This window comes from Brevibacillus dissolubilis (assembly GCF_006170445.1).
Taxonomy (GTDB): domain Bacteria; phylum Bacillota; class Bacilli; order Brevibacillales; family Brevibacillaceae; genus Brevibacillus_B; species Brevibacillus_B dissolubilis.
The window spans coordinates 80,693-106,808 of sequence record NZ_VCNA01000010.1 but is presented as its reverse complement, the minus strand read 5'-3'; the positions used below and the strand labels follow the sequence as shown (position 1 = coordinate 106,808).

14 protein-coding genes and 1 pseudogene are annotated in these 26,116 nt (G+C 51.1%); 2 read left to right on the top strand and 13 right to left on the bottom strand.

Annotated features, from left to right (window positions below; all coding sequences use genetic code 11):
• Positions 1–5: 5 nt before the first annotated feature.
• The 8 genes and pseudogenes from FGI41_RS18530 to FGI41_RS18495 all read right to left on the bottom strand — a co-directional run bounded on the left by FGI41_RS18530 (position 6) and on the right by FGI41_RS18495 (position 17,943).
• Positions 6–4,013: a carboxypeptidase regulatory-like domain-containing protein gene (locus FGI41_RS18530; RefSeq protein ID WP_139491826.1), complete on the bottom strand. Its 4,008-nt coding sequence runs from the start codon at positions 4,011–4,013 to the stop codon at positions 6–8.
• Positions 4,014–4,130: 117 nt separating this feature from the next.
• Positions 4,131–4,937, bottom strand: a pseudogene (locus FGI41_RS18525) (SpoVR family protein); the annotation flags it as partial.
• Between the two features lie 89 nt (positions 4,938–5,026).
• On the bottom strand, positions 5,027–8,281 hold the full coding sequence (locus FGI41_RS18520) for a carboxypeptidase regulatory-like domain-containing protein (protein ID WP_176560343.1): 3,255 nt from the start codon (positions 8,279–8,281) through the stop codon (positions 5,027–5,029).
• Positions 8,282–8,513: 232 nt separating this feature from the next.
• A complete protein-coding gene (locus FGI41_RS18515) occupies positions 8,514–11,744 on the bottom strand; it encodes a carboxypeptidase regulatory-like domain-containing protein (protein WP_176560342.1) in 3,231 nt (1,076 codons plus the stop codon).
• Positions 11,745–11,948: 204 nt separating this feature from the next.
• A complete protein-coding gene (locus tag FGI41_RS18510) occupies positions 11,949–13,385 on the bottom strand; it encodes a serine hydrolase domain-containing protein (RefSeq protein ID WP_139491823.1) in 1,437 nt (478 codons plus the stop codon).
• Positions 13,386–13,550: 165 nt separating this feature from the next.
• Entirely contained in the window at positions 13,551–15,641 is a 2,091-nt protein-coding gene (locus FGI41_RS18505; protein ID WP_176560341.1) for an alkaline phosphatase, read from the bottom strand.
• A gap of 128 nt (positions 15,642–15,769) precedes the next feature.
• The gene (locus tag FGI41_RS18500; RefSeq protein ID WP_139491822.1) at positions 15,770–16,459 is read right to left on the bottom strand and encodes a response regulator transcription factor; all 690 of its coding nucleotides are present in this window, start codon (positions 16,457–16,459) and stop codon (positions 15,770–15,772) included.
• Positions 16,456–17,943 (bottom strand): sensor histidine kinase, encoded by a 1,488-nt coding sequence (locus FGI41_RS18495; RefSeq protein ID WP_139491821.1) that lies wholly within the window; start codon positions 17,941–17,943, stop codon positions 16,456–16,458. Before FGI41_RS18495 ends, FGI41_RS18500 begins: the two co-directional genes overlap by 4 nt.
• A gap of 265 nt (positions 17,944–18,208) precedes the next feature.
• Here FGI41_RS18495 and speD point away from each other — a divergent pair, with 265 nt between their 5' ends.
• On the top strand, positions 18,209–18,607 hold the full coding sequence (speD, locus tag FGI41_RS18490) for an adenosylmethionine decarboxylase (RefSeq protein ID WP_139491820.1): 399 nt from the start codon (positions 18,209–18,211) through the stop codon (positions 18,605–18,607).
• A gap of 19 nt (positions 18,608–18,626) precedes the next feature.
• Here speD and FGI41_RS18485 read toward each other — a convergent pair whose 3' ends face one another.
• From FGI41_RS18485 to FGI41_RS18475, 3 genes are all read right to left on the bottom strand, one after another.
• Positions 18,627–19,391: a hypothetical protein gene (locus FGI41_RS18485; protein WP_139491819.1), complete on the bottom strand. Its 765-nt coding sequence runs from the start codon at positions 19,389–19,391 to the stop codon at positions 18,627–18,629.
• 409 nt (positions 19,392–19,800) lie between these two features.
• Complete coding sequence (locus FGI41_RS18480; RefSeq protein ID WP_139491818.1) at positions 19,801–21,600, bottom strand: M3 family oligoendopeptidase; 1,800 nt, start codon at positions 21,598–21,600, stop codon at positions 19,801–19,803.
• 15 nt (positions 21,601–21,615) lie between these two features.
• Positions 21,616–21,846, bottom strand: a complete 231-nt coding sequence (locus FGI41_RS18475) for a helix-turn-helix transcriptional regulator (protein ID WP_139491817.1) — start codon at positions 21,844–21,846, stop codon at positions 21,616–21,618.
• 154 nt (positions 21,847–22,000) lie between these two features.
• Between FGI41_RS18475 and FGI41_RS18470 the strand changes: the two genes are divergently transcribed.
• A complete protein-coding gene (locus tag FGI41_RS18470) occupies positions 22,001–22,408 on the top strand; it encodes a helix-turn-helix domain-containing protein (RefSeq protein WP_139491816.1) in 408 nt (135 codons plus the stop codon).
• Positions 22,409–22,472: 64 nt separating this feature from the next.
• Here the strand turns inward: FGI41_RS18470 and FGI41_RS18465 are convergent, their stop codons facing one another.
• Together FGI41_RS18465 and FGI41_RS18460 are read right to left on the bottom strand one after the other, a co-directional pair.
• Positions 22,473–24,137, bottom strand: coding sequence for a M4 family metallopeptidase (locus tag FGI41_RS18465; protein ID WP_139491815.1), 1,665 nt, complete (start codon positions 24,135–24,137; stop codon positions 22,473–22,475).
• Positions 24,138–24,324: 187 nt separating this feature from the next.
• Positions 24,325–26,001 carry a M4 family metallopeptidase gene (locus FGI41_RS18460; protein ID WP_139491814.1) on the bottom strand — a complete coding sequence of 559 codons (1,677 nt, stop codon included), beginning with the start codon at positions 25,999–26,001 and terminating at the stop codon, positions 24,325–24,327.
• Positions 26,002–26,116: the final 115 nt, after the last annotated feature.

Here is a 26,116-nt window from a genome sequence, read left to right as displayed (position 1 = left end):
TAAGATTACTGTCCAAACCGATAGATAGCATTATCGTCAGCCGCAATGATCAGGCTGCCGTCCTTGTCAATCGATGGAGATGAAAGTGTTCTGTCTCCGAGCGCATACGACCATTTGAGCGTTCCGTTCGGATTCACCCCATATACCGATCCATCGGTAGAGCCGAACCAGACCACTCCAGATGCATCGATGACCGGAGTCGAATAGACATTGCCGCCTGCTTGGAAGGTCCACTTTTTGGCACCACTTGGGGTTAGGGCATAGAGATTCGCATCCCCGGCGCCGAAATAAAGCGTACCGTCTGCCGCGATGGCAACGAGGCTGTCAATGTGGCTGGTCAATGTATAGGTCCACTGCAGGGTGCCGTCTATATCGATGGCATACAGCTTTTTATCATTGGAACCGACGAAAATCGTTCCGTCCGCCCGCAGCGTAATCCCTGAGATCAGCGCCCCTGTTGCATAGCTCCACATGACTTGGCCTGTGTAGCTGATCGCGTATACTTTGTTCTGGATCGCAGCATAGATCACGCCGTCTGATCCCATGGCCAGATCCACGTAGTTGGCTGTCCAGCTCGTTAAGGAATCAACAAGTAAGGTTTTCCACTTGATTGTGCCATCTGGATTGACGGCATATAGGTATCCCGTTGCCGATCCCACATAGATCGTACCGTCCGCCCCGATGATCGGAGCCGGAGAGAAGCTTCCCTGCAGCTTGAGGCTCCACTTGAGCTTGCCGTCTTTGAGAGCCAGCAGATAGCTGTCACCTGTCACAGCATAGATGGTGCCGTCCTGACCGAGGGTAACGTCACCGATGACATAATCGGTCTGGTACCTCCATTTGAGCTTCCCTTCCGGTGTGATCGCGTAGATATCACCTGTGTTGGTCGCACCGAGATAGGTGACCCCGTCCCGGTCGACAATCGTAGAAGCATCCTGTACAGCCTGGTTGTAACCTTCCAATTGGTACTTCCATTTGAGACTTGGCTTTTCCGTAACCGTATAGCGGGATTGGCGTGTCCAGTTAAAAATCGTCGGCTGGGCCGCGTCAGGCTGGTAGGCACCATTTTGGTAGCCGCCATAGCCGCCTTCGTTCTGGTCAAATGGGTCTGTGATCAGCTGTTGCAGCACGAGAGCCGGTACATCGACCACACTGCCGATGATTGGGCTGACTGTTGTTGCAGCAGACAGATACCCTTCTTTGCTGGCTTGCAGGGAATAGATGAGCTTGTCCCCTTTGGAGGTTTGCGGTACGAAGTCAATCCGGTACAAGCCATAGACGTCGGTGGTGACGCTGTGACTGTAGGAATTGCCAAAGATCGTAACCGTTGCGCCAGCGACAGGTTTACCGGAGCTGTTCTGCACAAGCCCGTTCACCGTGCCGGATTCGAGGTAGTAGGTCAGCACGCCCCCAACATCCGTGGTCTTACCTGCGGTCACCGAGAATGGACCCCAGGTGATGTTGGCATAGCCGATTGCCTCTGCTTGGAGGAAGATCTGGTATTCGCCCTCAGGCACATCTGTGAAGAGATAGGTTCCTGTGGCATCCGTTACCGTGGAGTAGGTTGTCCCAACCAATTGCACAGGAACTCCGGCAAGAGGGATGGCCCCATTCCCATAGACTCCCAGCAATTTACCTGTGAGGCTTCCCGTCGGTGCGGCCACTTTACTCAGGACGATCGCGTCTGCCGTGATAACACCGCCACGGGTAGGCGCTACCGTGACAGAATTCTGCTGATAGCCCTCTTTTCCAGCTGAGATCGTGTAGGTCAGGAGATCCCCTGTCGCCACCTGCGGCACTTGATCAAAACGGTAATTCCCGTATACGTCGGAGGTAACCGTCTGCTGGTACCCATTGCCCAAAATCACGACATCAGCATTGCCAATCGGCTCTCCTGTCACTTCGATCACGCGGCCCGTGACAATACCCGAAGCCGTATACAGCACTTGTGGATCAAGTGTGAATGTCTCGCCTGCCTTAACTTGATAAGGCAGGGTGACCAGATTCTCATGACCCACTGCTTCGCCGATGTAGCGCAGTGTATAGGTACCTGCCGCCACATTGCTGATCGTGAACATGCCCTGCTGGTCTGATACCGTATAGAGGTCAGTTCCCATCACTTCGACGGTGACACCAGCCAGCGGGTATGTCTCCAGTCCGTTCGCTCCTTTTACCTGACCAGTGATATGGCCCGGCTTCTCAGGAACGACAACAGGAATCAGTGTCAGAGTAGGAACGCTGGTGAGTGCCCCTTTGGTGAGCGGTATGCTGAGAGTGGCTGTTTGGAAGCCTTCTTTTTTCACCTCCATATTCAGCCAGGTGATGGGATCGTCAGAATACGGAATGTTGGTCTGACGGTATTTTCCTTCGGCATCTGTGATCAGGTCATACGAAACACCTTGTCCTGTCACCGTCACCGAAGCCCCTGCGATCGGCAGACCGGTCGGATCTGTCACCATACCAAGGATACTTCCTGTAGTAGGTGTCAGTTTGACAGGTGCAATCGTGGTGGTCTGCCCTGCTACTACCGTATAAGATCCCGAGATGGTCTCTGTATAACCCGGTTGGCTTGCTTGAAAGCGCAGTTGGTAACTGGCTTGCGGGAGATTTGGAATGGTGAAGCTTCCCTGCGCATTGGTCACGGCAGCAAAAGTCGTGCCCATGACCTCCACGCGGACATCTGCGAGCGGGAACTGGTTGAACCAGTCCGTACCATAGACGTAGCCTGCCAACGAACCAGTCAGTACTGGCGGTGGCGGATCATCTGGAATCTGCTGCTTTTTGACAGTAACACCCAGTGAACCGGACACATTGTCGACCTCGGCGGTGATGACAGCATTGCCTACGCCTCTTGCTGTCACATTCCCAGTGCGGTCAACGGTTGCGACCCGTTTGTCGCTGGTGGACCAAGAGAAGCGTTTGCCTGAGATGGTATTGCCGTCTTTGTCTTTGGCGATGGCTACGAGTGAGAGGGAGATATCGTCAGTGCCTAAGACCAGCTCCGCATCCTCGGCGAGATTCATCACCTCGACAGACGCTACCTTCGCTTTGCGTGAAGCCAGAATGAATGGGTCTGCCTTCAGGGTTTTATTACCGTACATAACCAGGATCGTGACCTTTTGATCCTTGGAAGTCGATGGAGTGAGCGGATTGAAACGGAAGCTTGCCGCATTGGTCGATTCACTCCAGTGGTAGGCCGTGATGGACAGCGCACGCTCCTTGCTATCATCGATCACAGCCCGAAATATGAAGTCTCCTGCCGTCGGCGCTTTCTCCATAGCCCCATTGAATTGCACGGTAACGGCTCCATTGGTGGCAGAGACGCCTGCTGCACCGCTCGGCCCTTCTACTGCTTCGATGCGAAAAGATGCTTTTGCATTACCTGCGTAAGCGGTGACGGAAGCCGATCCTGCTTTTTTGGCTTTGACCAGTCCTGTATCGTCTACCGTCAGAACCTTGGAATTGCTGCTTGTCCATTCGATGTCGGCATTGGCGACGACGTTGTTGTCCTCGTCTTTGGCGATCGCCACCAGGGACAAGCTGTGGCCAACCTCTAGTTCATTGGTTGCAGATGGATTGAGAATGCTCAGACTTTTGACCTCGGCATCCTTGGATGCGATCGTAAAAGCCCGTGAACTCTTCTGTGAACCGTTATAGTTAACGCTGATCACCACGGATTGTTTTTTCTCTGTCGATTCCAGCGGTGCAAATGTGGCGTAAGCCGTTCTTTCTTCTTCATCATAGCTAAACGTATCGATTGCTACGGACCCCGCATCCTTGCCATTAATTCTTTGTGATAATTGGAAATCTTGGCTGGATGGGGCTTCTTTTGGTGCTGGGGATAATTTTAATTTGATAAAACCATTGTTGGCCGTGACATAGCTGAGCCGGGCATCAGACGAATCAGGCTTCGTCTTGGCGGCTTGGGCTACACTTGGTACGACCTGTGCGAAAACGAGTAAGAAAAGCAGCAGGACCCTGAAGAGTCTCTGAATTTCTAGGACGCTCGTCATCGGTTCACATCCCTTCCAGTTGATTTTTTGGGTTAATCTTCCTATAACCTTATCGGCATATTAGGGAGAAATGTGTAGATCGATGTAGAAGGTTGTCCTGTTTTTTTAAGCAGCTTTGAAGAAGGAAGCCCACCCTTCGTTCATGATCTTAGTCTCGATCTGCGGCCAGAAGTAGAGCATCTCGTCGCGGATGATCGTCATAATATCGCGCTGCCATTCGTCTAGAATGGTGCTGTACTCTTGGATGAACAAGAGCAGATCTTTTTCGGGCTGTGGTGGGAAGCGGCGGACGATTTTTTCCGGTTCCTTGTTCTTTTCATCGGGATCGAGCTTCCAGAGGTCGTCATAGACGGTGCCAGCTGACAAGGTGCTCGATGTGACGGAGACATCGCCGGTCTCTTGCTTCCAGCGAAGCTTCGGGCGCAACAGGCTCGGATCGATATGCTCCTGGATCGCGATAGCGGCGTCGAGCACTTCTTCCACGGTTTCTTTGCCGTACTTGATCTCGTACTGGCGAATTCGCTCTGCGCTCGCTGCCATGCTCTCCACCATATCGCGGTTGGTGTTGGAAAAACGGACGTTGTTCTTGAAGAAATCACAGTGACCAAGGACGTGGGCGACAATCAGCTTGTTTTGGATCAGGCTGTTGCCGTCGAGGAGGAAGGCGTAGCAGGGGTTGGAGTTGATGACAAGCTCATAGATTTTGCTGAGGTTGAGATCATACTGCAGCTTCATGCGGTAAAACGATTTTCCGAAGCTCCAGTGGGAGAACCGGGTCGGCATCCCATACGCACCGAATGTGTAGATGATATCGGCCGGACATATCTCATAGCGCATCGGGTAAAAATCAAGCCCGTAGCCTTTGGCGATCTCGGTGATCTCATCGATGGCGCGCTCCAATTCTTTGTGTTCCTCTGGCTTCATGACAAAAATCCCCCCATTCACTTTCTTGATTCTAAAGTATATGGGGGGAGGTGTGCTTTCAGTTATGATTTTCGGAATAGGGATTAGCCCTAATAGCTAAATGCGTAAATCGCGTTATCATCCGCGGCGATGTAAATGCGCTCAAACGGATAGGTGATGCTTAAGCTTGGAGAAGACCATGTACGGCCGCCCAGTGTATAGCTGGTATCCAAGCTGCCAGACGTGGTCAGACGGTAGAGTTTTCCATCTGATGAACCGAACCATACTCCATTCATGTCGTCAAGAAGTGGTGTCGAGTAGACAGCTCCGCCTGTTTTGTACGACCATTTTTTCGTTCCGTTTGGATTAAGGGCATAGAGATTGAAGTCGTTGGAGCCAAAATACAAGGTTCCGTCTGCACCAATCGCAACAGATGAGTTGATGTCATTGGCCGTGTAGTATTTCCACTTCAATGTACCATTGGCATTGATCGCGTGCATGTAGTTATCGTAAGAGCCTGAGTAGATTACTCCTGTGGAATCCAGCGCGACACCTGTGAGCATGCCGCCTGCGGTGTAAGACCATTTGGTTGCGCCTGTGGAAGTGAGTGCGTAAAGCTTGGTGTTGATCGCAGCATAGATCGTTCCATCCGCGCCGATCGCCATGCCTCTGTATGGAGCATTTAGTGTGGTTGTGGCATCCACGACGAGCGACTTCCATTTGAGTGTACCGTTTGGATTCAGTGCATACAGGTTACCTGATGTAGAACCGATATAGATGGTTCCATCTGCTCCGATGACTGGTGCTGTATGCGAGTAGCCCTGTGTCTTATAGCTCCATTTGAGTGTTCCGTTCGGGTTGACGGCGTACAGGTATCCGTTGGAGGTCGGCGCATAGATGGTTCCGTCTGCACCGATGGCTGGGTCTTTGATATAGCCGCTGCCTGTGAACTTCCACTTCTGTGTGCCGTCCGGATTGATTGCATACAGGGTATAGGTGTTGGTCGCACTCAGATAGACAGTCCCAAATCGGTCGATGACAGTTGATGAGGCTTGTACCGCCTGGCTGGTTGTTGCACCTTCCAGCTGATGCTTCCAGATTTGTTTGGCGTATTTGTTGAGACCAAGCGTAGATTGGCGTGTCCAGTTGTATACGCTTGGCTGGTAAGACGTGTTCTGGTAAGCCCCTGTCAGATAGCCGCCTTTTCCACCTTCGTTTTGATTAAACTGGATGGTTGTGCTCGGTACCCTCTTCAGTTGAAGCTGGAGAGTCTCTCCGATAACGGGAGTGACGTACATGTCAAGGTTCTCATATCCAAGCACCGAAGCAAGGATCTTGTATCGATACGTGATCCCCTCTGGTCCATGATAGACATGTTTGAACAGGAAGGCCCCTGTCGCATCTGTAGTCGCTTGATATGTCCGACCACCATATTCCTCGTTATAAAGTTCCATTTCGACGTTTTTCAAAGGAGCTCCGTTATGATTGGTCATGACACCTGCGATATCACCTGCTGCCCGCGGTAGTGCAACCTCTGGCGCGGTGATGATTTGAGCACCGGTAATCTGGTATCTTTCGGGTGAATACAACTCTTCATAACCTGACTCCCAGCCAGAATAAAAAAGACCGTAATCCCCATCTGGAATATTTTGAATGGTGAAGTTCCCTTGCTCGTCCGTTGTTCCAACATGCTCGAATAAAATATTGTTGTAGATATCGGTCAGAAAGACTCTCAATCCAGCAAGAGGGTAGATCTGATCTCCAAAGCTTCCTATTACCGTACCTGTGACGGTTCCATAGTAAGACGATGGAAGCAAGGTGATCGGGTCTACCCTTAGTGCCGATCCTCCATACGGATACACACCATAGATGGTTGTAGGAGCATATCCCTCTTTGCTTGCCATGATCCGATACGGGTTGTAATCCGGGTACGACGCTTCCTCGGGTGGGACGTTATCAAAACGGTATCTCCCGTACACATCAGTCGTGACCGTATCGTGATAGTCGCTTTGATTCCCATAAAGTTCGACCGTGACACCTGCGAGAAGTTGATTGCCATCCCCTTTTACAATCCCCGTGACAATACAGTTCGGATTCGTGAGATGTTGTCTCTCATAGGTCACCAATTCGCCTGCCACAACAGGAACGGTCTCACCTACCGTATTCGAATGACCGATGCTTCGGCCCATTGATTCAAGCTTTCGGTCGCCTGGAGGCACATTTTTAATCAGATAGAATCCATATTCATCCGTAACTGCTGAAAGATTGGTACCTTGGACGTTCACCGTGACACCTGCCAACCGATAAGCATCCAAGCCATTTGTCCCCCATACTTCACCTGCGATAGAACCTGTGGTCGTGGAAGGCTCATCGTACAGGACGATCGATTGTAAGTCGGTTCCTTCCCAAAAATAAGGTTCTGCCGTCAGCGTCTTGGAGGGATACCCGTCTTTGCTGATCTCAATGGTGTAGCTATAGTGATTCGCCCAGTCTTCCTCTTGGGGAAGCCCGTCAAATCGGAAGTTTCCTTTGGCATCCGTTGTCGTGCTCCGGGTATAGCTGTCATGGGTGATGGTGGCCGTTGCATCTGCGATAACTGCCCCACTGTCATCCACGACACGTCCCGCTACCAGACAAGTTTGCGATGGCATGTGGAACGGCCCGGTTTCAATCCAATCACCTGGTTCCGCATAGTAATACATATCGGTCAAATCGCGTAGTCCTACCGGATCACCATCAAAATCCAGAATGATCGTCCCCGGTTCAAGATTGGTCAGCATGAACCGTCCATTTTCATCTGTGATGACACTGGTATTGGTTCCTTGAACACTGACAGGTACACCGGCTACGGGAACTCTAGGGTCAATCCCGTTGTACACCTCGACGATCCCCATGATCGTAACCTTGGTGTCGGCTTCACCGTCCGTGCTGATCCGAGCCTGGGTCTCTTTGGTGGCAACCCGCTTCACAGTGAATGCCTCCGCCGCTTTTTTGGTACGACCTTTATACTCAGCGGTAATTAAGACGTTCTGGGTTTTGTCCGTCGATTTCAGGGGTGCATATCGGACAAGCACTGCCCCCTCCGCTTCTACATATCTGAAAGAATCCACCTCTACTTCCACTTCTTCAGCGCCATTGATGGTCTGGGTAAAGCGGAAGTCCCGGCTGACCGGAGCTTTCATAGGCGCTTTGGCAAAAGCAACCCTGACCATGCCATTAGTGGCCATCACATAGGCAATCTCTGCCTCTGTAGAGTCCGGCTTGCTTTTTTCAGCAAAAGCCACAGTCGGTACAACCTGTGCGAACACGAGTAAGAAAAGCATCATGACCCGAAACAATCTTGGAATCTCGTATCCTCTCGTCATCTGTCTGTACATCCCCCTTTTTTTCTGAATGGAGAAGAGTGGTAATCTCTTCCTTTCTCGTATCGGTATATTTAGTAAAAACATGTATATCCTTACACTATATTTTTCTGAGGGTTTTTACATCCTTGTGAACAATATGAGAAAAAGCCCTGTCCCTTCCACAAAGAGGTAGGACAGGACTTTTTGAGTTACGGTGAAGCTTCTTACTCACAGCGGAATGCCATTAATCCTCCTAATAACCGAAGGAGTAGACCGCGTTGTCATCCGCGGCGATATAGAGTCGGGAGTAAGAACCGATCGCTGGAGAAGACCAGGTGCGCCCCCCCAGCGTGAAGGTAGCATCTACTGTGCCTGTATTGGTCATCCGGTACAGCTTGCTGTCAGCCGAACCGAACCAGATGCCATTATTGGCGTCAATGATCGGAGTCGAGTAGATCGCCCCGCCTGTTTTGTATGACCATTTTTTTGTTCCATTTGGATTAAGGGCATAGATACTCATGTCGTTGGAGCCGAAATAGATCGTGCCGTCAGAACCGATGGCTGCTGAAGTATTGATATCATTGGCCGTATAGTATCTCCACTTTAGCGTACCGTTGGCATTGATCGCGTACATGTAGTTGTCATAGGAACCTGTGTAGATCGTGCCTGTTGCATCCAAGGCAACACCGGAGAGCGCTCCGCCTGTGGTGTACGACCACTTGGCTGTACCTGTCGGGGTCAGCGCGAATAGCTTGGTGTTGATCGCCGCATAGATCGTGCCGTCTGTGCCGATCGCCATGCCTCTGTACGGAGCATTGAGTGTGGTCGTGGCATCGACGACAAGCGATTTCCATTTGAGCGTGCCGTTCGGATTGAGAGCATAAAGATTACCAGATGTGGAACCGATGTAGATCGTGCCGTCTGCTCCGATGACAGGGGCGGTGTGGGAGTAGCCTTGGGTTTTATAGCTCCATTTGAGCGTACCGTTCGGGTTGACCGCGTAGAGGTAGCCGTTGGAGGTCGGGACATAGATGGTTCCGTCTGCACCAATGGCTGGGTCTTTGATAAAACCGCTGCCCTTGAACTTCCACTTCTGCGTACCGTCCGGGTTGATCGCGTAGAGCGTGTAGGTGTTGGTCGCACTCAGATAGATTGTGCCGAAGCGGTCAATGATGGTCGAGGAGGCTTGTACCGCTTGGCTGGTTGTGGCTCCTTCCAGCTGATGCTTCCATTTTTGGCTGACGAAGCGGTTGAGGGAAACGCTTGATTGGCGTGTCCAGTTGTGGACGGTCGGCTGATAGGATGTAAGCTGGTACGCTCCAGCTAGATAACCGCCTTTGCCGCCTTGGTTTTGGTTAAAGACAGGTGTGTTGCTGATCGGCAAGGTGATCGGCACTTCTACGGTTCCTCCGATGACAGGTGTCACGGATACTCTTGTCGTCTCATATCCAATCCAGTTGGCTTGGATCGTATAGGTCAAGCTTGTACCCTCAGTGCTTTGTCTAACGTTGGTAAAAGTAAAGCGGCCGTCTGCATCGGTCACGGCGTCTCTGTGCATACCATTATCCATGATCGCCACTCTGACGTCTTTGAGCGGAGCTCCTGCTTCATTCTTGACGATACCTGTTACGGTACCTGTGACCAGTGGGACGATGACCTCGTCCACCTGTGTGATTTGACCCGCGGTGAGGTGATACGTCCAACTGTCATAATCTGCATGTCCCGTATTGCTAGCGTAATAGGAGATCTGATAATCTCCCTCTGGTATGTTTTGGATCGTGAAATTCCCCTGCTCGTCTGTTCTTCCGTCGCGGTCAATATAAGAACCATCCTTCATCACGGAGACGGAGACACCTTGGAGAGGATAGACATTCCCGTCAAAGCTGCCTTTTACCGTACCCGTAACCGTAGCGAAGTGAGCAGATGAGGTCAGTGTAATCGTCTCAGCCGTAATCGCATATCCCATGCGCGGGTTGACCTCATACAACAATCCTTCGGTATAATCCGGCTTGCTCGCCCGAATGGTGTACGTCATGTCGGAGTATAGGGGGTCTTGCGGCACTTTATTGAAACGGTACGTTCCGTAGACATCTGTGGTGACGCTGTCGGTGTGAGCATTTTGGTTTCCTCTCAGCGTGACTGTTGCATCTGCAAGGGGCTGACCATTCTCATCCACTACCTCACCGATGATAATCCCCGTATCAGGATTGAGATGTACCGTGTAGACAACCGCGGTTTCCCCCGCTGTGATCTCGTTTGGCAACGTCACGTATCCAGAATGCTCAGCAGGCTGACCATTGTAATACAACTTGTAGCTGCCCGGTGGGACATTCTGGATGAAAAAGAAGCCCTTCTCCCCAGACACGGTGGAGATGTCAGTACCTTCGAGGCTTACCGGTATGCCCGGCAAATCATACGTCTCGATTCCATTGCTTCCCTTCACTCTGCCAAAGATGGAACCCGTGGTCGTGGATGGGTCATCATATAGAAGGATATATTCCACGTGTGCCGCTCTGCCCAGATATGGCTTGGCGGTTGTGAGTTTTGTCGGGTATCCGGTCTTGGTGACCTCCACGGAATATGTATAAGTATCAGGCCATGATGCTTGTGGAAGATCGTTAAAACGGAAGTTGCCCTCCCCATCCGTCAGCATACTGCGGGTGAAGTCGTCATGGGTGATGGTGACCTTTGCCTCAGGAATCCCCTTTCCGGTCTCATCAATCACGCTGCCATAAATAATCGAGCTAAATGGTGCCATGTACGCCGGGAACGCCTCCGTCGTCTGACCTGCATATACCATGCAGTCCATATCCAACAGATCCTGACGGTCAACCGCACCCCCATGATAGTCAAGATAATAATACCCTGGCGGCAAATCAGAAATCTTATATTTCCCCTCTGCATCAGAGACGACGGAAATATCGGTTCCATCCACTGTGACAGTGACTCCCGCCAATGGAACCATCGGATCAACACCATTGTAATCATAGACCACACCGATGATATCACCTGTCGTCTCAGACACATCCGGGCTGACGAGCTGCCCAGCCTTCACGCCTGCTGCCACTCCTGCTGCGCCAATCGTAAAGGCTTTAGCACTCTTCTTCAAACCTTGATAATCCACACTGATCACCACGGTTTGTTTTTTGTCCTTCGGCTGTACAGGAGCGATTTTGAGATAGGCAGCCAGCTCCTGCTCTTCATAACGGAGTGAATCTATCTCTGCCTCGCTTGATGTTCCCCCGTTAATCTGGGTGGTAATACTGAAGTCACGGGCTTTGGGTGCTTTCTCCAGTTCCTTGGAAAAAGCCACCTTGATCCATCCATTGGTTGCCGCCACGTAATCAATCTGTGCCCCCTCTGGATCTTTCCCCGCTTTTTCAGCTTGTTCGGCAAAGGCGACCGCTGGTACAGCCTGTGCAAAGACGAGTAAAAACAGCAGCATGACACGAAGCCATCTCGACATCTCTTGTAATCTCGTCATCTTCCTCACTTCCCTCTTTTCTAGAGTTTCGGAAGAATGGAATACTCTTCCTGTTTTACCTATCGGCATATTTTTAGTAATTATGTATATTTCAGGATTACTTTTTTAATTTTTTTTAGAAAGTTACCCAACATAGAAAAAAGCCGCCCGCTCCTTTTGAAAAAAAGGGCAGACGACTTAGCATACTTGCTGGGATGGCGGGAACTATTTTCGTTGGGCGGTCCATTTTATGCCATAGACATCTTCATAGGTCAGTGCTGTTACGTTCCCATCTGACGCGCGTGTGAAGCAGACTTTTTCCCAGATGTGGTGGGTGACGGCCTGGACGGTATCTGCCAGGATTCCGGTGATGGTCAGATGATAGCGGTCTACTCCGCCGTATTGGTTCTGCTTGGTGATGAGCAGGTGCGGAATGCCGGGGGAGGTGGGCTTGATGTCGTCAGATGGTCGATTAGACGATACGGTCTCAGACCGCTCACGTTGCTCGTCCGTCACTCCCGCCACCAGCGAAATCTCTACTGTCCGATCCGTCCCCTCGATCTGATAAATCCCCAGAAACGGCATCAACTCTTCCTCAGACATCACCATCCCTGCGGTCTCTTCCACGCTCCGCTTCATCTCCGGCATCTCCACTTCCACATCCAAGATCAGCTTGGAGAGATCACGGCTGAATTTCACCGTCGGCGTGACCCCGATATTGGACAGCACGACGACGATCAACTCGATCTCGGGATAGATCAGAAGGTCGACACAAAACCCGCAGATATCCCCATAGTGGCACAGGCGCTTCTGCCTGCCGTAGTGCGGGGTATCAAACTCGTGAACCGCCCAGCCGCAGGCATAGTCTTCCTGAACAATCGTGGTCATCTGCTCAAAAGATTCCGGGCCAAGCAACGTCCCACGGCTCAGTGCCTGTGCAAAACGGTGCAAATCCTCTACCGTCGAATACATCCCATAGGCACCGTACGTGACAGACATATCCGTCGTGGGCGCATGAACGATTCCTCCATCTACACCATAGCCGGTAGCGCGGTTTTTTAACAGCACATAGCCGTCGTCGACCCCGGTATCGTGCATCCCGAGCGGGTCGGTGACGAATTGTTTGACTGCTTGGGGATAGGTCAGGCCGGTGATGTCTTCGATGATATAGGAGAGCAGCATGTAACCAGAGTTGGAATAGTTGTAACGTTCCCCCGGTTGGAAATCAAGCGGATATTCGGTCATCTGAGCGAGCATCTTTTCCCGTGTGGCAGGCAGGCGCATGATACTGTCCCAGAAGTCAGGACGCGCGGTGTAGTTAGGGATGCCGGAGGTGTGGCTTAGGAGGTGGTGGATCGTGATCTCATCCGCATGCGGGAAATCCGGGAAATACGTGGCGAGCCGATCGGTAAGCGACAGCAGACCTTGCTCCATCAGACGAAAAATCACGGTTGCGGTGATGGGCTTGGTGATCGAGGCGATACGGAACTTAGTCTTGCTGGTATTGGGCACGTCATGTTCCATATTCGCCATGCCGTATCCATCGGCGAGCAGGATGTTGCCTTGGTGGGCGACGAGGACGGAGCCGTTGAAGTAGCCGTGGGAGGCGTATGTATGCAGGTATTCGGTCAATTGAGATGTGATAACGGTCGTGCTGTTCATAGAGAAGACACCTCTCTTCGGTCGTGATGATCTGGTACGTTCTTACCTATCTACCCACACCTTATCATAAAAAACACCCCGTCGAACAGACATCCTCCCTGTGCTTGGAGTGCGGTCTGTTACCACGGGGTGCTCTTGGTATGGTCAGGCTCATCCTATCCTTTTTTACTCAATCACAGCCGATCTCGACGCTTCCTCCCATGTCACCTTCGCTCCCAGCGCCTCACTTACAAAACGAAGCGGCAGGAACGTCTTTCCGTTGGTGATCTGAGCCGGTACTTCCAGTGGCAGTGTCGTCCCATTCTTGGTCGCATTGGCCTGTCCGATGACAAGAGTCACCGTGTCATTCCCTTTGGTCATCGTAACCTTGCGTGTGGCTGCGTCCCACTCCACCGTGGAGCCAAGCGCTTCGGAGATCTCGCGGATCGGCACAAGCGTGCGTCCATTGGCGACATAAGGCTGAACCGGGAAGCTGATCTTCGGATACTCGGTCTCACCTGTGGCGGCTGTCGTCTTCACATAGACACGGATGTTGTTCGACTGATAACCCATCATCTTGGCGAGCATGCGTGGGATATCGGTGTTATCCAGCACACCGTCGAAGTTCTCCGCCCCAACCCCATAGGCAAAAAGAGGTGCCATGTTAGCCGTGTGACCACCTGTTCCACTCAATGTCCGCACGTCACTGCTCATCACCCCGACCGAGTTGTGCGAGGCGATCAGGCTGCCGATCTCCCAGCCGATGCGGTAGGAGGCGTAGACCTTGCCTGCTCTGTCTTTGACACGCTGGTTAAACGAAGCGATCTCTGCATCGGTCAGCTCGATATTGGCATATTGCTTAAACACTGCGCGCAGACTGTCTGCCGTAAAATCGCCTGTCGCCGGATCTGCGACCAGCTTGCTTGCCATGAACTCTGGAGAGACTTGGATCTCCTTGAGCTTCTGCAAATCCATCGGCTCGGCGGCGGCGATCCCCATAGTTTCGTGGTCGGCGAGGACGACGACGAGGGTATTCCCATCGATCTTGGCCCAGTCAGTGGCATAGCGGACAGCTTCGTCGAACTCTACGGTCTCTTTCCAGATGCTCGTGATATCAGCAGCATGTGCCGCGTGATCGATCCGTGCCCCCTCAACCATGACGAAAAATCCTTGGTTGCCGCGATTGAGCACCTCGATCGCTTTTTGCGTCATTTCTTTGAGCGTAGGCTCGTTGCTGTTCATCTCTTCGCGGTCGAGCTTGTAATTCATGTACGAGTCATGGAAAAGCCCGAGCAGCTTGTCACCCTGTGCCTGATCCAGTTGGTCGCGGTCGGAGACGTAGGTATAGCCGCGTTTTTGGAACTCATCTATGTAGTTGACGGGATTTTTGTCGGTCGGGCGGAAGGTCTTGGCGCCGCCGCCGAGGATCACGTCGACTTGGGCCTCCAGCTGTTGACGGGCGATATCCTCTTGCCCGAGCCAGCGGTTAGGGATGCTGGCGGTGAAACCGGCGGGAGTCGCGTCTGTCACTGTGTTGGTGGAGATGACGCCCACTTTTTTACCGGCTTGCTTGAACAAATCGAGGATGCTGTCCACCTCGCGGCCTGCCGGGTTGACCCCGATTTTTTCATTGTCGGTCTTAAATCCTGTCGCAAGCGCGGTCGCCGCAGCGGCAGAGTCTGTGACGATATTGTTGGCCGAGTAAGTCTGGACGAAGGCAACATGCGGGAGAGTCTGCATGTAGAGCTGGCCTTCCTTGCCGTGTTCCATCAGGCGGGCCACTTCCATCTGACCGATGCCCATACCGTCACCGACCATGAAGATTACATTTTTCGGACGGCGATTGGCGGCAAGACGATAAGTCGTATCCCGTCCGAGTGAGACTGCGTCATCCTGGGAACTGATCGATAAGCCGAACTCGTTGTTGCCGAGCTGCCCCATTTTGCGCGGGCCGTTCTGTCCGTTGCCTTGTGCTTGGGTCTGGGCCCCTTTTTTGCCGCTTCCGGCGTTGCCCATCTCATCGGAGGCTTGGATGCGGTCTTCGGTGTCCATGTACATCTCGTAGTTGGCTTTTCGCGTATCCAGCCGCTGTCCGTTGATTCCGGTGCTGTTCTGCTGGGCTTGCTGGGTCTGGGCGTTCTGCTGGTTTTGCCCGTTCTGCTGGTTCTGTTGTGTCTGTTGGTTCCGCTGATTCTCAGGACCGGCCTGGTTGTTACATCCCGCCATCGTGACGGCGAGGACGGTGGCCAGTGACAGGTGGAGCAGGTTGCGTCTCATCGTGATCCCTCCCATGAAAAATATTCATGGGTAGTATCTGTCAAGCGGATCGATTCCATGGCAGGTGATGATTGGTAAAGCAGGGAATTCGCCTGCCCGAGCCTAAGCGAATACTCCGACTGCCCAGCCTACGCGTGAAAACGGTACCCCGCTCCCCACACGGTCTCCACATACTGCGGATTGGATGGATCATGCTCGATTTTTTCCCGGATTTTGCGAATGTGCACGGTGACGGTCGCGATGTCCCCCATCGAATCGATCCCCCAGATGCGGTCAAACAGATGCTCTTTGCTAAATACCCGGTTGGGATTGGAAGCGAGGAAGACCAGCACGTCGAACTCCTTGGTCGTGCACGGGACTTCTTTTCCGTTGACGAATACCCGGCGGGAAGCCTTATCGATGCGAAGTCCGCGGATCTGGATCTCATCTGTCTCCCGATCCTCGCGTCCCACCAGGCGGTCGTAGCGGGCCAGATGTGCCTTGACCCGTGCGACCAGTTCACTAGGGCTAAACGGCTTGACGATGTAGTCGTCCGCGCCCAGACCGAGCCCCCGAATTTTGTCTACATCCTCTTTTTTGGCAGAGACCATCAGGATCGGGATGTCCTTGGTGCTGCGGATCTGCTTGCAGATATCAAAGCCGCTTATCACCGGGAGCATCACATCCAGCAGAAGCAGATCATACTCTCCTTCCAGCGCCATCCGAAGCCCTTCCTCTCCATTGTGCGCCATGTCCACCTCGAATCCCTCGATCTCCAGATAATCCCGCTCCAGCTCAGCGATGCTTGCTTCGTCTTCTACAATCAACAGCTTTTTCACAAGGCTCCTCCTTCGGTTTCTTTGACTTGCGGCAAGGTGATGATCACCCGTGTCCCTTGACCGATTTGACTGGTGGCGCCGATCGTGCCGCCATGCTCCTCAATGATCCGCTTCACGATGGCAAGCCCTAAGCCGCTTCCGCCTGTCAGGGAGTTGCGGGACTGATCCGTACGGTAAAAGCGGTCAAAAATATAGGGCAGATTCTCCGCCTCGATCCCTGGCCCGTTGTCTTGGATTTCGAGCGTGACCGTGCCGTCTTCTTCGTCCGTTCCCGCTTTGGCCGACAGCCAGATATCCAGCCGCTTATCCGCCTTATCCATATACTTCAGGCTGTTCTGCACGATATTGATCAATACCCGCTTCAGCTTCTCACGGTCAGCCGTCACCAGATAAGTAGCTCCTTGCTGTACATCAAATGCCAGCTGCACCTGTCTTTTATCCAGCTCAAACTGCAGTTCCTCCAGATAATCCTGCATATAATCACGCAGATTCAGTGTCTCGAACTCAAACGGCAACCGGTTCAGATCCAGCTTCGAGTACAGGAACAGCTCATCAATCATATGATCCAGGTCATTTGCTTTCGTCGAGATGGTCTGCACATACCGTCCCAGCTTCTCCGGCGTATTGGCTACTCCGTCGCGGATGCCTTCCACATAACCCTTGATCGCGGTGATCGGGGTTTTTAAGTCATGCGAGATATTGGCGATCAGCTCTTTGCGGTTCTCCTCATACTGGAGCTGGATGCGGATGGACTCTTGCAGCTTTTCCCGCATCACTTCAAAAGCATGGGTAAGCTGTCCCAATTCATCCTTGGTCGTCGCCTCCAAGCGGAAATCGAGGTTGCCCTCTGAGATCTGCTGTGCCGCCTCTTTCAGCTGATCAATCGGACGCACGATACTGCGAGACACGAAATACGTCAGCATACTGTTGGTCAACACCAATAACCCAATCAACAACAGGAACAACACCGGATAGAATGTCCAGGCAAAATCCTCCACCGGACTTGCTTCCTTCACAAACATGATAGATCCCTGACTGCCATCACGGAAATAAAAGTCATGCTTCATCACCGCATACGTCTTCCCTCCGATCTCATACATCGGACGACCGCGTTCATTGAAGTTAAAACTCGGCAGCTCCAATTCTTGAATGTCTGGAAGACTTGGTGACGTGTAGATGAGCTTGTCTGCTTTTCGCACGATCAGCGCATTATCTGTTTTCTTCAACCGCGTGTCAATCTTCTTCAGATAACTTTGATTCAGATACTTCTCCGGATTGACGAACGTCTGCTCACGAAGCTCTTGATGCAGCATGAACTCCGGCGCCGGCGGGCGTTTGGGCCCATCCTTGCGATCTCCCCACGGGAACTCGTCCCAATCAGGCTGGTATACCAATGACAACAGAGACGCCGCCAACAAAAACAATACCAACGGCACCACAATCATACCAATGTTAGATAAAATCAACCGCTTGCGGATTGACATAGGCTTTCCACCCGCTTTCTCTTCCGTTTCATTCTCTGGTTAGCCATTATCGTACCCTACTGATAACCACATTGCATTCCTTCTTGCTTCAAGCATACTGCCCAATGGTAAACACCCGCTAAACCAATTCTTAAGAAAAGCTTAACTCACAGAAAAAATCCGCCCAATCGACAAAAGCCGGCGGATTCATTTTTTTGTATAAGGGCCAATGCCAACCTCCACACTAAAGGTACACATTGGGACACGGTGAGTAAAGGAGGATGAAATGGACACAACAGGACGCCATATCATACTGGACATGTGGGAATGCAACCAAGAGCTGCTGAAGAAAAAGCAAGTGGTCGAGCAAATCATGGTAGATGCGGCCAACGAATCCCAAGCCGACATTCGCGAAGTGATCTTTCACCAATTCGAACCGGACGGGGTAAGCGGTATTGTGGTCATCGCCGAATCCCACCTGAGCATCCACACTTTTCCCGAAGACGGCTACGCCAGTGTCGATGTCTACACCTGCGGGGATATGGACCCGCACATCGGGATGGAATATCTTGTGAAACGATTTGAGTCCCGCTCACAGGAGGTTATTGAGGTGGTACGCGGGGTGAGGCCGCTGAAAGTAGAGACTCCGTCTGGTGACCTGCTCGTGGAATCGACGCGTCCGTAGCGGGTGCGTCGGTTATCCTTTAGGATTCACTTGGACCAGACTTGACTGCATCGAAAAGCGCTTTGAGTTTTTTCAAAGAATCGAGTGTATAATTCCAGCCTCTGTTTTCCAGCATTTTTTTGATGATATAGGAGGTATATACCTTCTCCACCCTCCAGTTGGTGATATGCTTGGATGCCACGATCGTCATGACCAGCTTCTTTGAACCGCGCGGGCGGCCGATTACCTTGATATCCTTATAGCCGTCCCCCCACAGCACAGGAAAACAATAAACCTTGGTGTCGAGTGAAAATACGTTGGTGCCCTCCACTACGTTGCCGACCAGGCACCAGAGATAAGGAAGAGAGACACTGCCCTTTTCGCTTTTCCCTTCCTTCTCTTCCCCCTCCTCCTCTTCGCCATCGCGGAACTTCTTTTTCCACTCGATGTAGTCCGTGGTCAGCAGATTGATCAGGTCGATTCCCTCCTGCATGAACCCCCGCAGTTCTGCGAAGTCTCGTGTCGCCCGAAAATACAGCACCTCTTCCTCATAACCAGGAACCATTCTGCCACTATGCAGGATCGTCTCACTGTCTTCCTGACGAATCAGCGACACCACAAAATTCCCCTCAGGATCATGCTCGGGATACCAGCCCACATGAACGAGGTATTGGTCTTTTTCGTGTATGACCTGAAACATATCCGCACGCAATGCTCCCACCTGCTCGGTGAACGCTACATTCGGATCAATCTGAAATGCATCATAATAAGATGAATGCGGGAAAAAACCAAGATCGTCAAACAAAAGCTGCTCCCCCTTTTCGTCCTGCTTACTATAGAAAAAAGACGAGATCCCTTATCATTGTATGGGCATTCCCGTCTTTTTTAGGTATGATCGTATTTTTCTATTTTTATCATGTCTTTTTATTATATCTAATGTATAGTGGCCCGTTACAAATATGTACGAATCTACCCAACGACCTCTTTCGCCATTGAGTCCTTGTTCATAGAGTTATCAACCAATTCGGCGTGATCCGAAGGCGGTTCACCTCTCTTCAAGTAATCCATTCTGCCTATATTCAATTCCACCTTATCAGACAAATTCCTGCATAAAAGTTCACATAATACGAAAATAATTTTTCATTCGACAACATCGGATCAAAAAAAAGCCCTCCCCACACTGCTTGGGAAAGGCTCTGGATCAAACTTTTTGACTATACCCGGTCGTTGGTCAAAGCGAGGAACTGCTCCACATCTTCCAATACCAGACGCACACCACCAGACCAGAAGTCTGTCTTGGTCACATCGGCACCCAGGTGCTTCTGGGCCAGCTCTTCTACAGTCATGCGGCCTGTATCACGCAGCAGCTCCACATATTTATCTTCAAATCCGGTTCCTTCTTCAAGCGCACGCGCGTAGACACTGAGGCTGAACAGATAGCCGAAGGTATACGGATAGTTGTAGAAAGGAACACCTGTGTTGTAGAAATGCGCTTTAGCCGCCCAGAAATGCGGATGATAATCAGCCAGCGCCTCACGGAATGCTTCTTTTTGCGCGGAGACCATCAGTTCATTGAGCGTGCCCACACTCACCAGACCATTTTTACGATGCTCATAGAAATCCTGCTCGAAAATGAAGCGTGCATGGATATTCATGAAGAACGCTACACTGCGCTCCAGCTTATCCTCCAAGAGCAGAATACGCTCATCGTCATCCTTCGCGAGCTTCAAGGCCGCATCCGCCACGATGATCTCGGCAAACGTCGAAGCCGTCTCCGCCACGTTCATCGCAAAAGCGGTCGTCAATGCCGGCAGATCACTGGTCACGAAGTTGTGGTAGGCATGCCCCAGCTCGTGTGCGATGGTCGCCACATTGGATTGGGTACCGCCGTAAGTGAGGAAGATACGGGATTGCTTGCTCACCGGGAAGTTGGCGCAGAATCCACCCGGACGCTTGCCAGGACGGTCTTCAGCTTCAATCCATCCTTCGGCAAAAGCACGCTGGGCAAAATCAGCCATCTTCGGACTGAACTGACGGAACTGATCTATGATGAAATGAGCCGCCTGATCATATGGAATCTTGGTCTCGCTGCTGCCAAGCGGTACACTCACATCATGCCAGCCGAGCTTTTCTTTGCCCAACAGCTTCGCTTTGCGGTTGAGGTATTCTACCATCCGGTCTTTGCCCTGATTGATCGCTTCCCACATCGCATCGAGCGTCTCTTGGGTCATACGGCTGCCCGATACCGGTTCACGCAGCACAGACTCCCAGCCGCGGTGACGGTACAGGGCCAGACGGAATCCACCCAGATGATTGAGTGCATGCGCAAACAGATCGGCATTGTGAGCCCAAGCCTCTTCCCATTTCTCGCTCATCGCCGTGCGCACCTGTGGGTCAGTGGAGAGCAGCATGTTGGCCGCTTGGGAGACGGAGAGCTGCTTTTCTTCCCCGTCTTGTGTGTACGGAATGCTCATCTTCCCGACGATGGTATTGTACAGGTCAGGATACGCATGATAGCCGCTGACTGACAGATCGTTCGCCAGAATCTCCAGCTCGGCTGCCATTTTGTCAGCTGCTTTTTCACGGATTTCGTTGAGGTTAAATGCCAGAGGCTTCAAGCTTGGGCTTGCGAGAAGCTTCTCCCACTGATCCTGTGGTACGTTCTGCGCCACTTCTTCCAGACGGCTGCGCAGGGAGGCAAAATCAGCAGACACCTTGCGCACGCTTCCTACCAACAGCTTCGCATTCTGGTCACCCAGATCCTGAGCCGACATGCATGAGCCAAAAGATGACAGCTCCTTGATCTGGGACGCTGTATCCTGATAGCCAGTCAGCAGCTCCACCCAGCTTGCAGCCTGCTGTCTGTTCTCTTCGGTGTTCATCTCTTGAAGCATGTTATGTAGGATCTTGATATTCCCTTCTACATTATGTAGAAACGCCTTCTGCTTATCCGAGTTGCTTTCCCCTCCGAAAAAAGGGCTCATATCCCAGCTTAATGGATATTGATTCGTCATCTGTTCATACCTCCATTATTTGTCTAGTACAGATTCCCCCTCCTTATCATACTCCTCTTCATAAAATCTTGACCAGTCAAACCCAAGGACTTGCGCAATCCTTTTCGCCACACGGACGCTGGGAACCACCCCGTTTTCGATTTTGGTATAGTAAGAACGGGTGATATCAGTCAATTGGGCCACACTGTCATGGGTCATATTTTTTTTCGTGCGTAATTCGATCAGCCATTGATGGTTGTTTTTCATCGCGTCTTCCACCTTTGATTGTGACAAATCGTCACATACTATGGCTAGTATACAAATGTTAATGCTCACATTCAATACACCATGTGACGTTTAGGCACATATCTTTTATGGTGAATTTTTGTCACCTATAATGGATTTGTGAGGTGAAGGCACGATGGATACGGTTGGCGCAAGACTCAAAGAGCTCCGACAGCTACGGAAATGGACCCAGCAACAGGTGGCAGATCTGCTTGGCATCGAGCGCTCCACCTATACCAAATATGAACGCAACACCAACCAGACCGACTATGATCTGCTCCAGCGCCTCGCTGATCTGTACGGAACAAGTATCGACTATATTCTCGGCCGGACCGATGTGATGTTCATGACAAATCCAGACAACCCCAATAGTGAGCCTGACACATTGCGACACCGTGACCTGCAGGCTTTTCTACAGGAAGATCCGATCCTGCTGCTGCGCGACAAGCTGTTCGAGCTGTCACCGACAGAACGGGAGGAACTGTTGAACCTGACCGAATCCAACCTTTTTTATATCCTGCAAAAACGCAATCCCAAACCATAATCGTGATAACATGAAACCAAATACGAAAGAGCGCTCAGGCGGAGCGCTCTTTTTGTTTCTTCTATTAGTTAACACCTACAGCCGAGTAAGCTTGTTTTACGCTGTTGACTTGAGTAGAGGTCGCACCGTAGAGGTCGCTTGCTGCTTGGATGGCAGCTTGGCGCATCCCTGCAAAGTTCGTGGAGGCAGTCATATAAAGGGTGAGAGCACGGTAGTAGATTTTCTCCGTAGCCGCACGGCCGATCCCTGTGACCGTTACACCATAGTGGGTGCCACCGTCAGAGAGGAGGTAGGCCGCTTTGTTATTGATCCCGGAGTTGGTGTGTACGCCACCGTTGTCAGCCGTACCGGTGTAGCGTTTGCTGTAGTGATCCGGGTCACCGTAAGCAGCCGGGTTAGAGAGAGAACGCAGTGCGTCACCGGCAGTGGCAGGCGTGTAGATATCTTCACCGATCAGCCAGTCACCACGGTCAACCATCACGGCGAAGATGTCGCTGATCGATTCGTTAAGCGCACCGGACTCGTTTTGATAGATCAGACCTGCTGTTTTTTCCGTTACACCATGGGTAAATTCATGGGCGGTTACGTCAATCGCATAAGAGAAGGGACGGAAGGTTACACCATCGCCATCCCCGTACACCATGTAGGTTCCATCCCAGAATGCATTGTTGTAGTTGGAACCGTAATGGACGACAGAAAGCAGCTTTTTACCTGCGTTGTCAAGGCTGTTGCGGTTATGTGTATTTTTGAAATAATCATATACCTGCTCAGCGTTGGCATGAGCGTTAACCGCTGTACAATCAGTGAACGTGGTGGTCGGGCTGGTGATGTAATAAAGACTGCTTGTACCGTTTCTCGCGGTATATGTCTCGATTCCCAGACCACGGGAAGTTCCACGAAGGTAGTAGCTGCCGTTAGAGTAAGTGACTTCGAAGGTCCGGCCGCAACCTGAACCGACTTCATCTGGTGTTACAGCAGTTGCTGCTTCTTGAAACGCTGCTTCCCATTCCTCAGCGGTTTCTTTTCCAGCCGTTGCATCTGCGCTTTGCTTGTCGTCATGGTCAACGTCAATGATGTTCTGTTGAGCAAGGATTACTCCAGAAACCGCATCGACTACGGTAATATAACGGCCTGGGGCTGGATCGAGAAACGATACCTCTGTTACATAAGCGAGGGTAGCTTTCCCTTCGGCCATGTACACATAGAGGTTTGCCTCTTCTGTATTCAATTTCCCGAGTTTTCCGATATCCCCCTCGATCGAATCGGTCGCGATCTTGAGTGCCTCTTTGCCCGAGAGCTTCGCTTCTGTGGCGGCACCTGCAAGAACATCGTCTGGTACCACTTGGCCGAAGTAAGATTTCACATTGCCTTCTGCGTCAATGGCAACGGCTTGGTCTGCGCCATATACAGGTACACCGTTCACCTGTTGCTGGAGGCGGAAGTGAGTTGATTTGGTCTCTTTGTCAGAGATTTCGCTTTTGACCTGAAAGCTGTCAGGCACATTTTTGATTTTGAAGTCCACTTTTTTTGATTCGAGGAAAGCGATAACGGTTTCGCGTTTATCTAGACCTTTGGGTGCGACCCATTTTTCACCGATAAAAGATGGTGTGCCGTACTCTTTCGTAAATGCATTCCCCTCTTCTGCCGCAAAAGATGGAGTCGCGCTGAAAAGTGAAGTTCCGAGAACAACGGTGGCAATGACAGTCGAAGCTGCCTTACTCTTTTTCACAGATACCCCTCCCGAATCAAATTTGTTTTACTGAGTGTTTATGCTTATTGTAAAAAATAGGAAGTAGAGACGTCAATTACTTTTTGGTATTTTATTACTCTTTTATACAAATACAACATTTCTTTCGAATCCCGCCCGACTCAAATAAAAAAGAGCGCCCGGGAGCGCTCTTTTTTGGAAGCTGTTATTAGTTTACACCTACAGCGGAGTAAGCTTGTTTTACGGAGTTAACTTGAGTGGAAGTTGCACCGTAGAGGTCAGTTGCTGCTTGGATTGCAGCTTGACGCATAGCAGCGTAGTTAGAAGAAGAAGTCAGGTACAGAGTGAGTGCGCGGTAGTAGATTTTCTCAGTTGCTTCACGACCGATACCTGTTACAGTTACGCCGTAGTGAGTACCACCGTCAGAGAGGAGGTAAGCAGCTTTGTTGTTGATACCGGAGTTGGTGTGTACGCCACCGTTGTCTTCAGTACCGGTGTAACGTTTGCTGTAGTGATCTGGGTCACCGTAAGCAGCTGGGTTGGAGATGGAACGCAGTGCGTCACCTGGAGTTGCTGGAGTGTAAACATCTTCACCCATCAGCCAGTCGTCACGGTCAACCATCGCACCGAAGATGTCGGAGATGGATTCGTTGAGGGCACCGGATTCGTTTTGGTACACGAGGTTAGCGGAGTGCTCAGTAACACCGTGAGTCATTTCGTGAGCGATTACGTCAAGACCAGCGGAGAGTGGGCGGAATACAGAACCGTCACCATCGCCGTATACCATGTAGGTACCGTTCCAGAACGCGTTGTTATATTTGCGGCTGTAGTGAACAACGGACAGGAGTTGTTGACCTGCGTTGTCTACGGAGTTACGGCCAAAGTTGTTTTTGTAGTAGTCATATACTCTTTCAGCGTAAGCTTCTGCGTCAACTGCAGCAGCGTCAGAGAAAGTAGTGCTGGTGCTGGTTACGTAGTAGAGGCGGCTTGTACCGTTGTTAGCGTTGAGGGTTTCAGTCCCCAGACCACGGGAAGTACCACGCAGGTAGTAAGTGCTGCCAGAGAGAGTTACTTCGAAGGTTTGGTAGTTGCCGAGAATACCGTAGCCAGAACCAGTTGCGTTAGCCGCTACTGCGTCAGCTACTGCCGCTTCATCCTTGATGGACTCAACAGTGGTGTAGCCAGTAGCTACTTTCGCGCCTTGTTTGTCGTATTTGTCATCGTGGATGAGGTTTTCTTGCTCAAGGATTTTGCCGGAAACCGCATCTACCACAGTGATATAACGACCTGGAGCTGGATCGAGGAAGGATACCTCTGTTACATATGCGAGGGTAGCTTTACCGTCTACCGCATATACGAAGAGTTCCGCTTTCTCTTTATCCAATTTTCCGAGTTTTCCTACTTCTTTCGCGATAGCTTTGGAAGCGATTTTGAGAGCTTCTTTACCAGAAACTTTTGCTTCAGTCGCTGCGTCAGCGAGGATCTCTTCAGGTACTACTTGACCGAAGAAGGAATTTACATTGCCTTCTGCGTCAACGGAAACAGCGGAATCTGCACCAAATACAGGTACGCCGTTTACTTGTTGTTGGAGACGGAAGTGAGTAGATTTAGTTGCTTTGTCAGCTGTTTCGCTTTTTACTTTGAAGCTGTCAGCTGCGTTTTTGATTTTGAACTCACCTTTTTTCGCATCGAGGAATGCGATTACGGTTTGTTTCTTGTCGAGGCCTTTTGGAGCTACCCATTTTTCACCGATGAAGGATGGAGTTTTATATTCTTGGTTGAATGCTACTTTTTCTTCTGCTGCGAAAGATGGAGTTGCACTAACGAGTGAAGTACCCAGGACTGCAGTTGCAAGGACAGCTGTAACGACGGATTTCTTTTTCACAATTACCCCTCCTGAATGAATATTGTTTTATTTGTTATACCTTATTTTAAAATATTCTGACGGATTGTCAACATTTTTATAAAAATAAATAATATTTTTTCAAGGATAATTTATC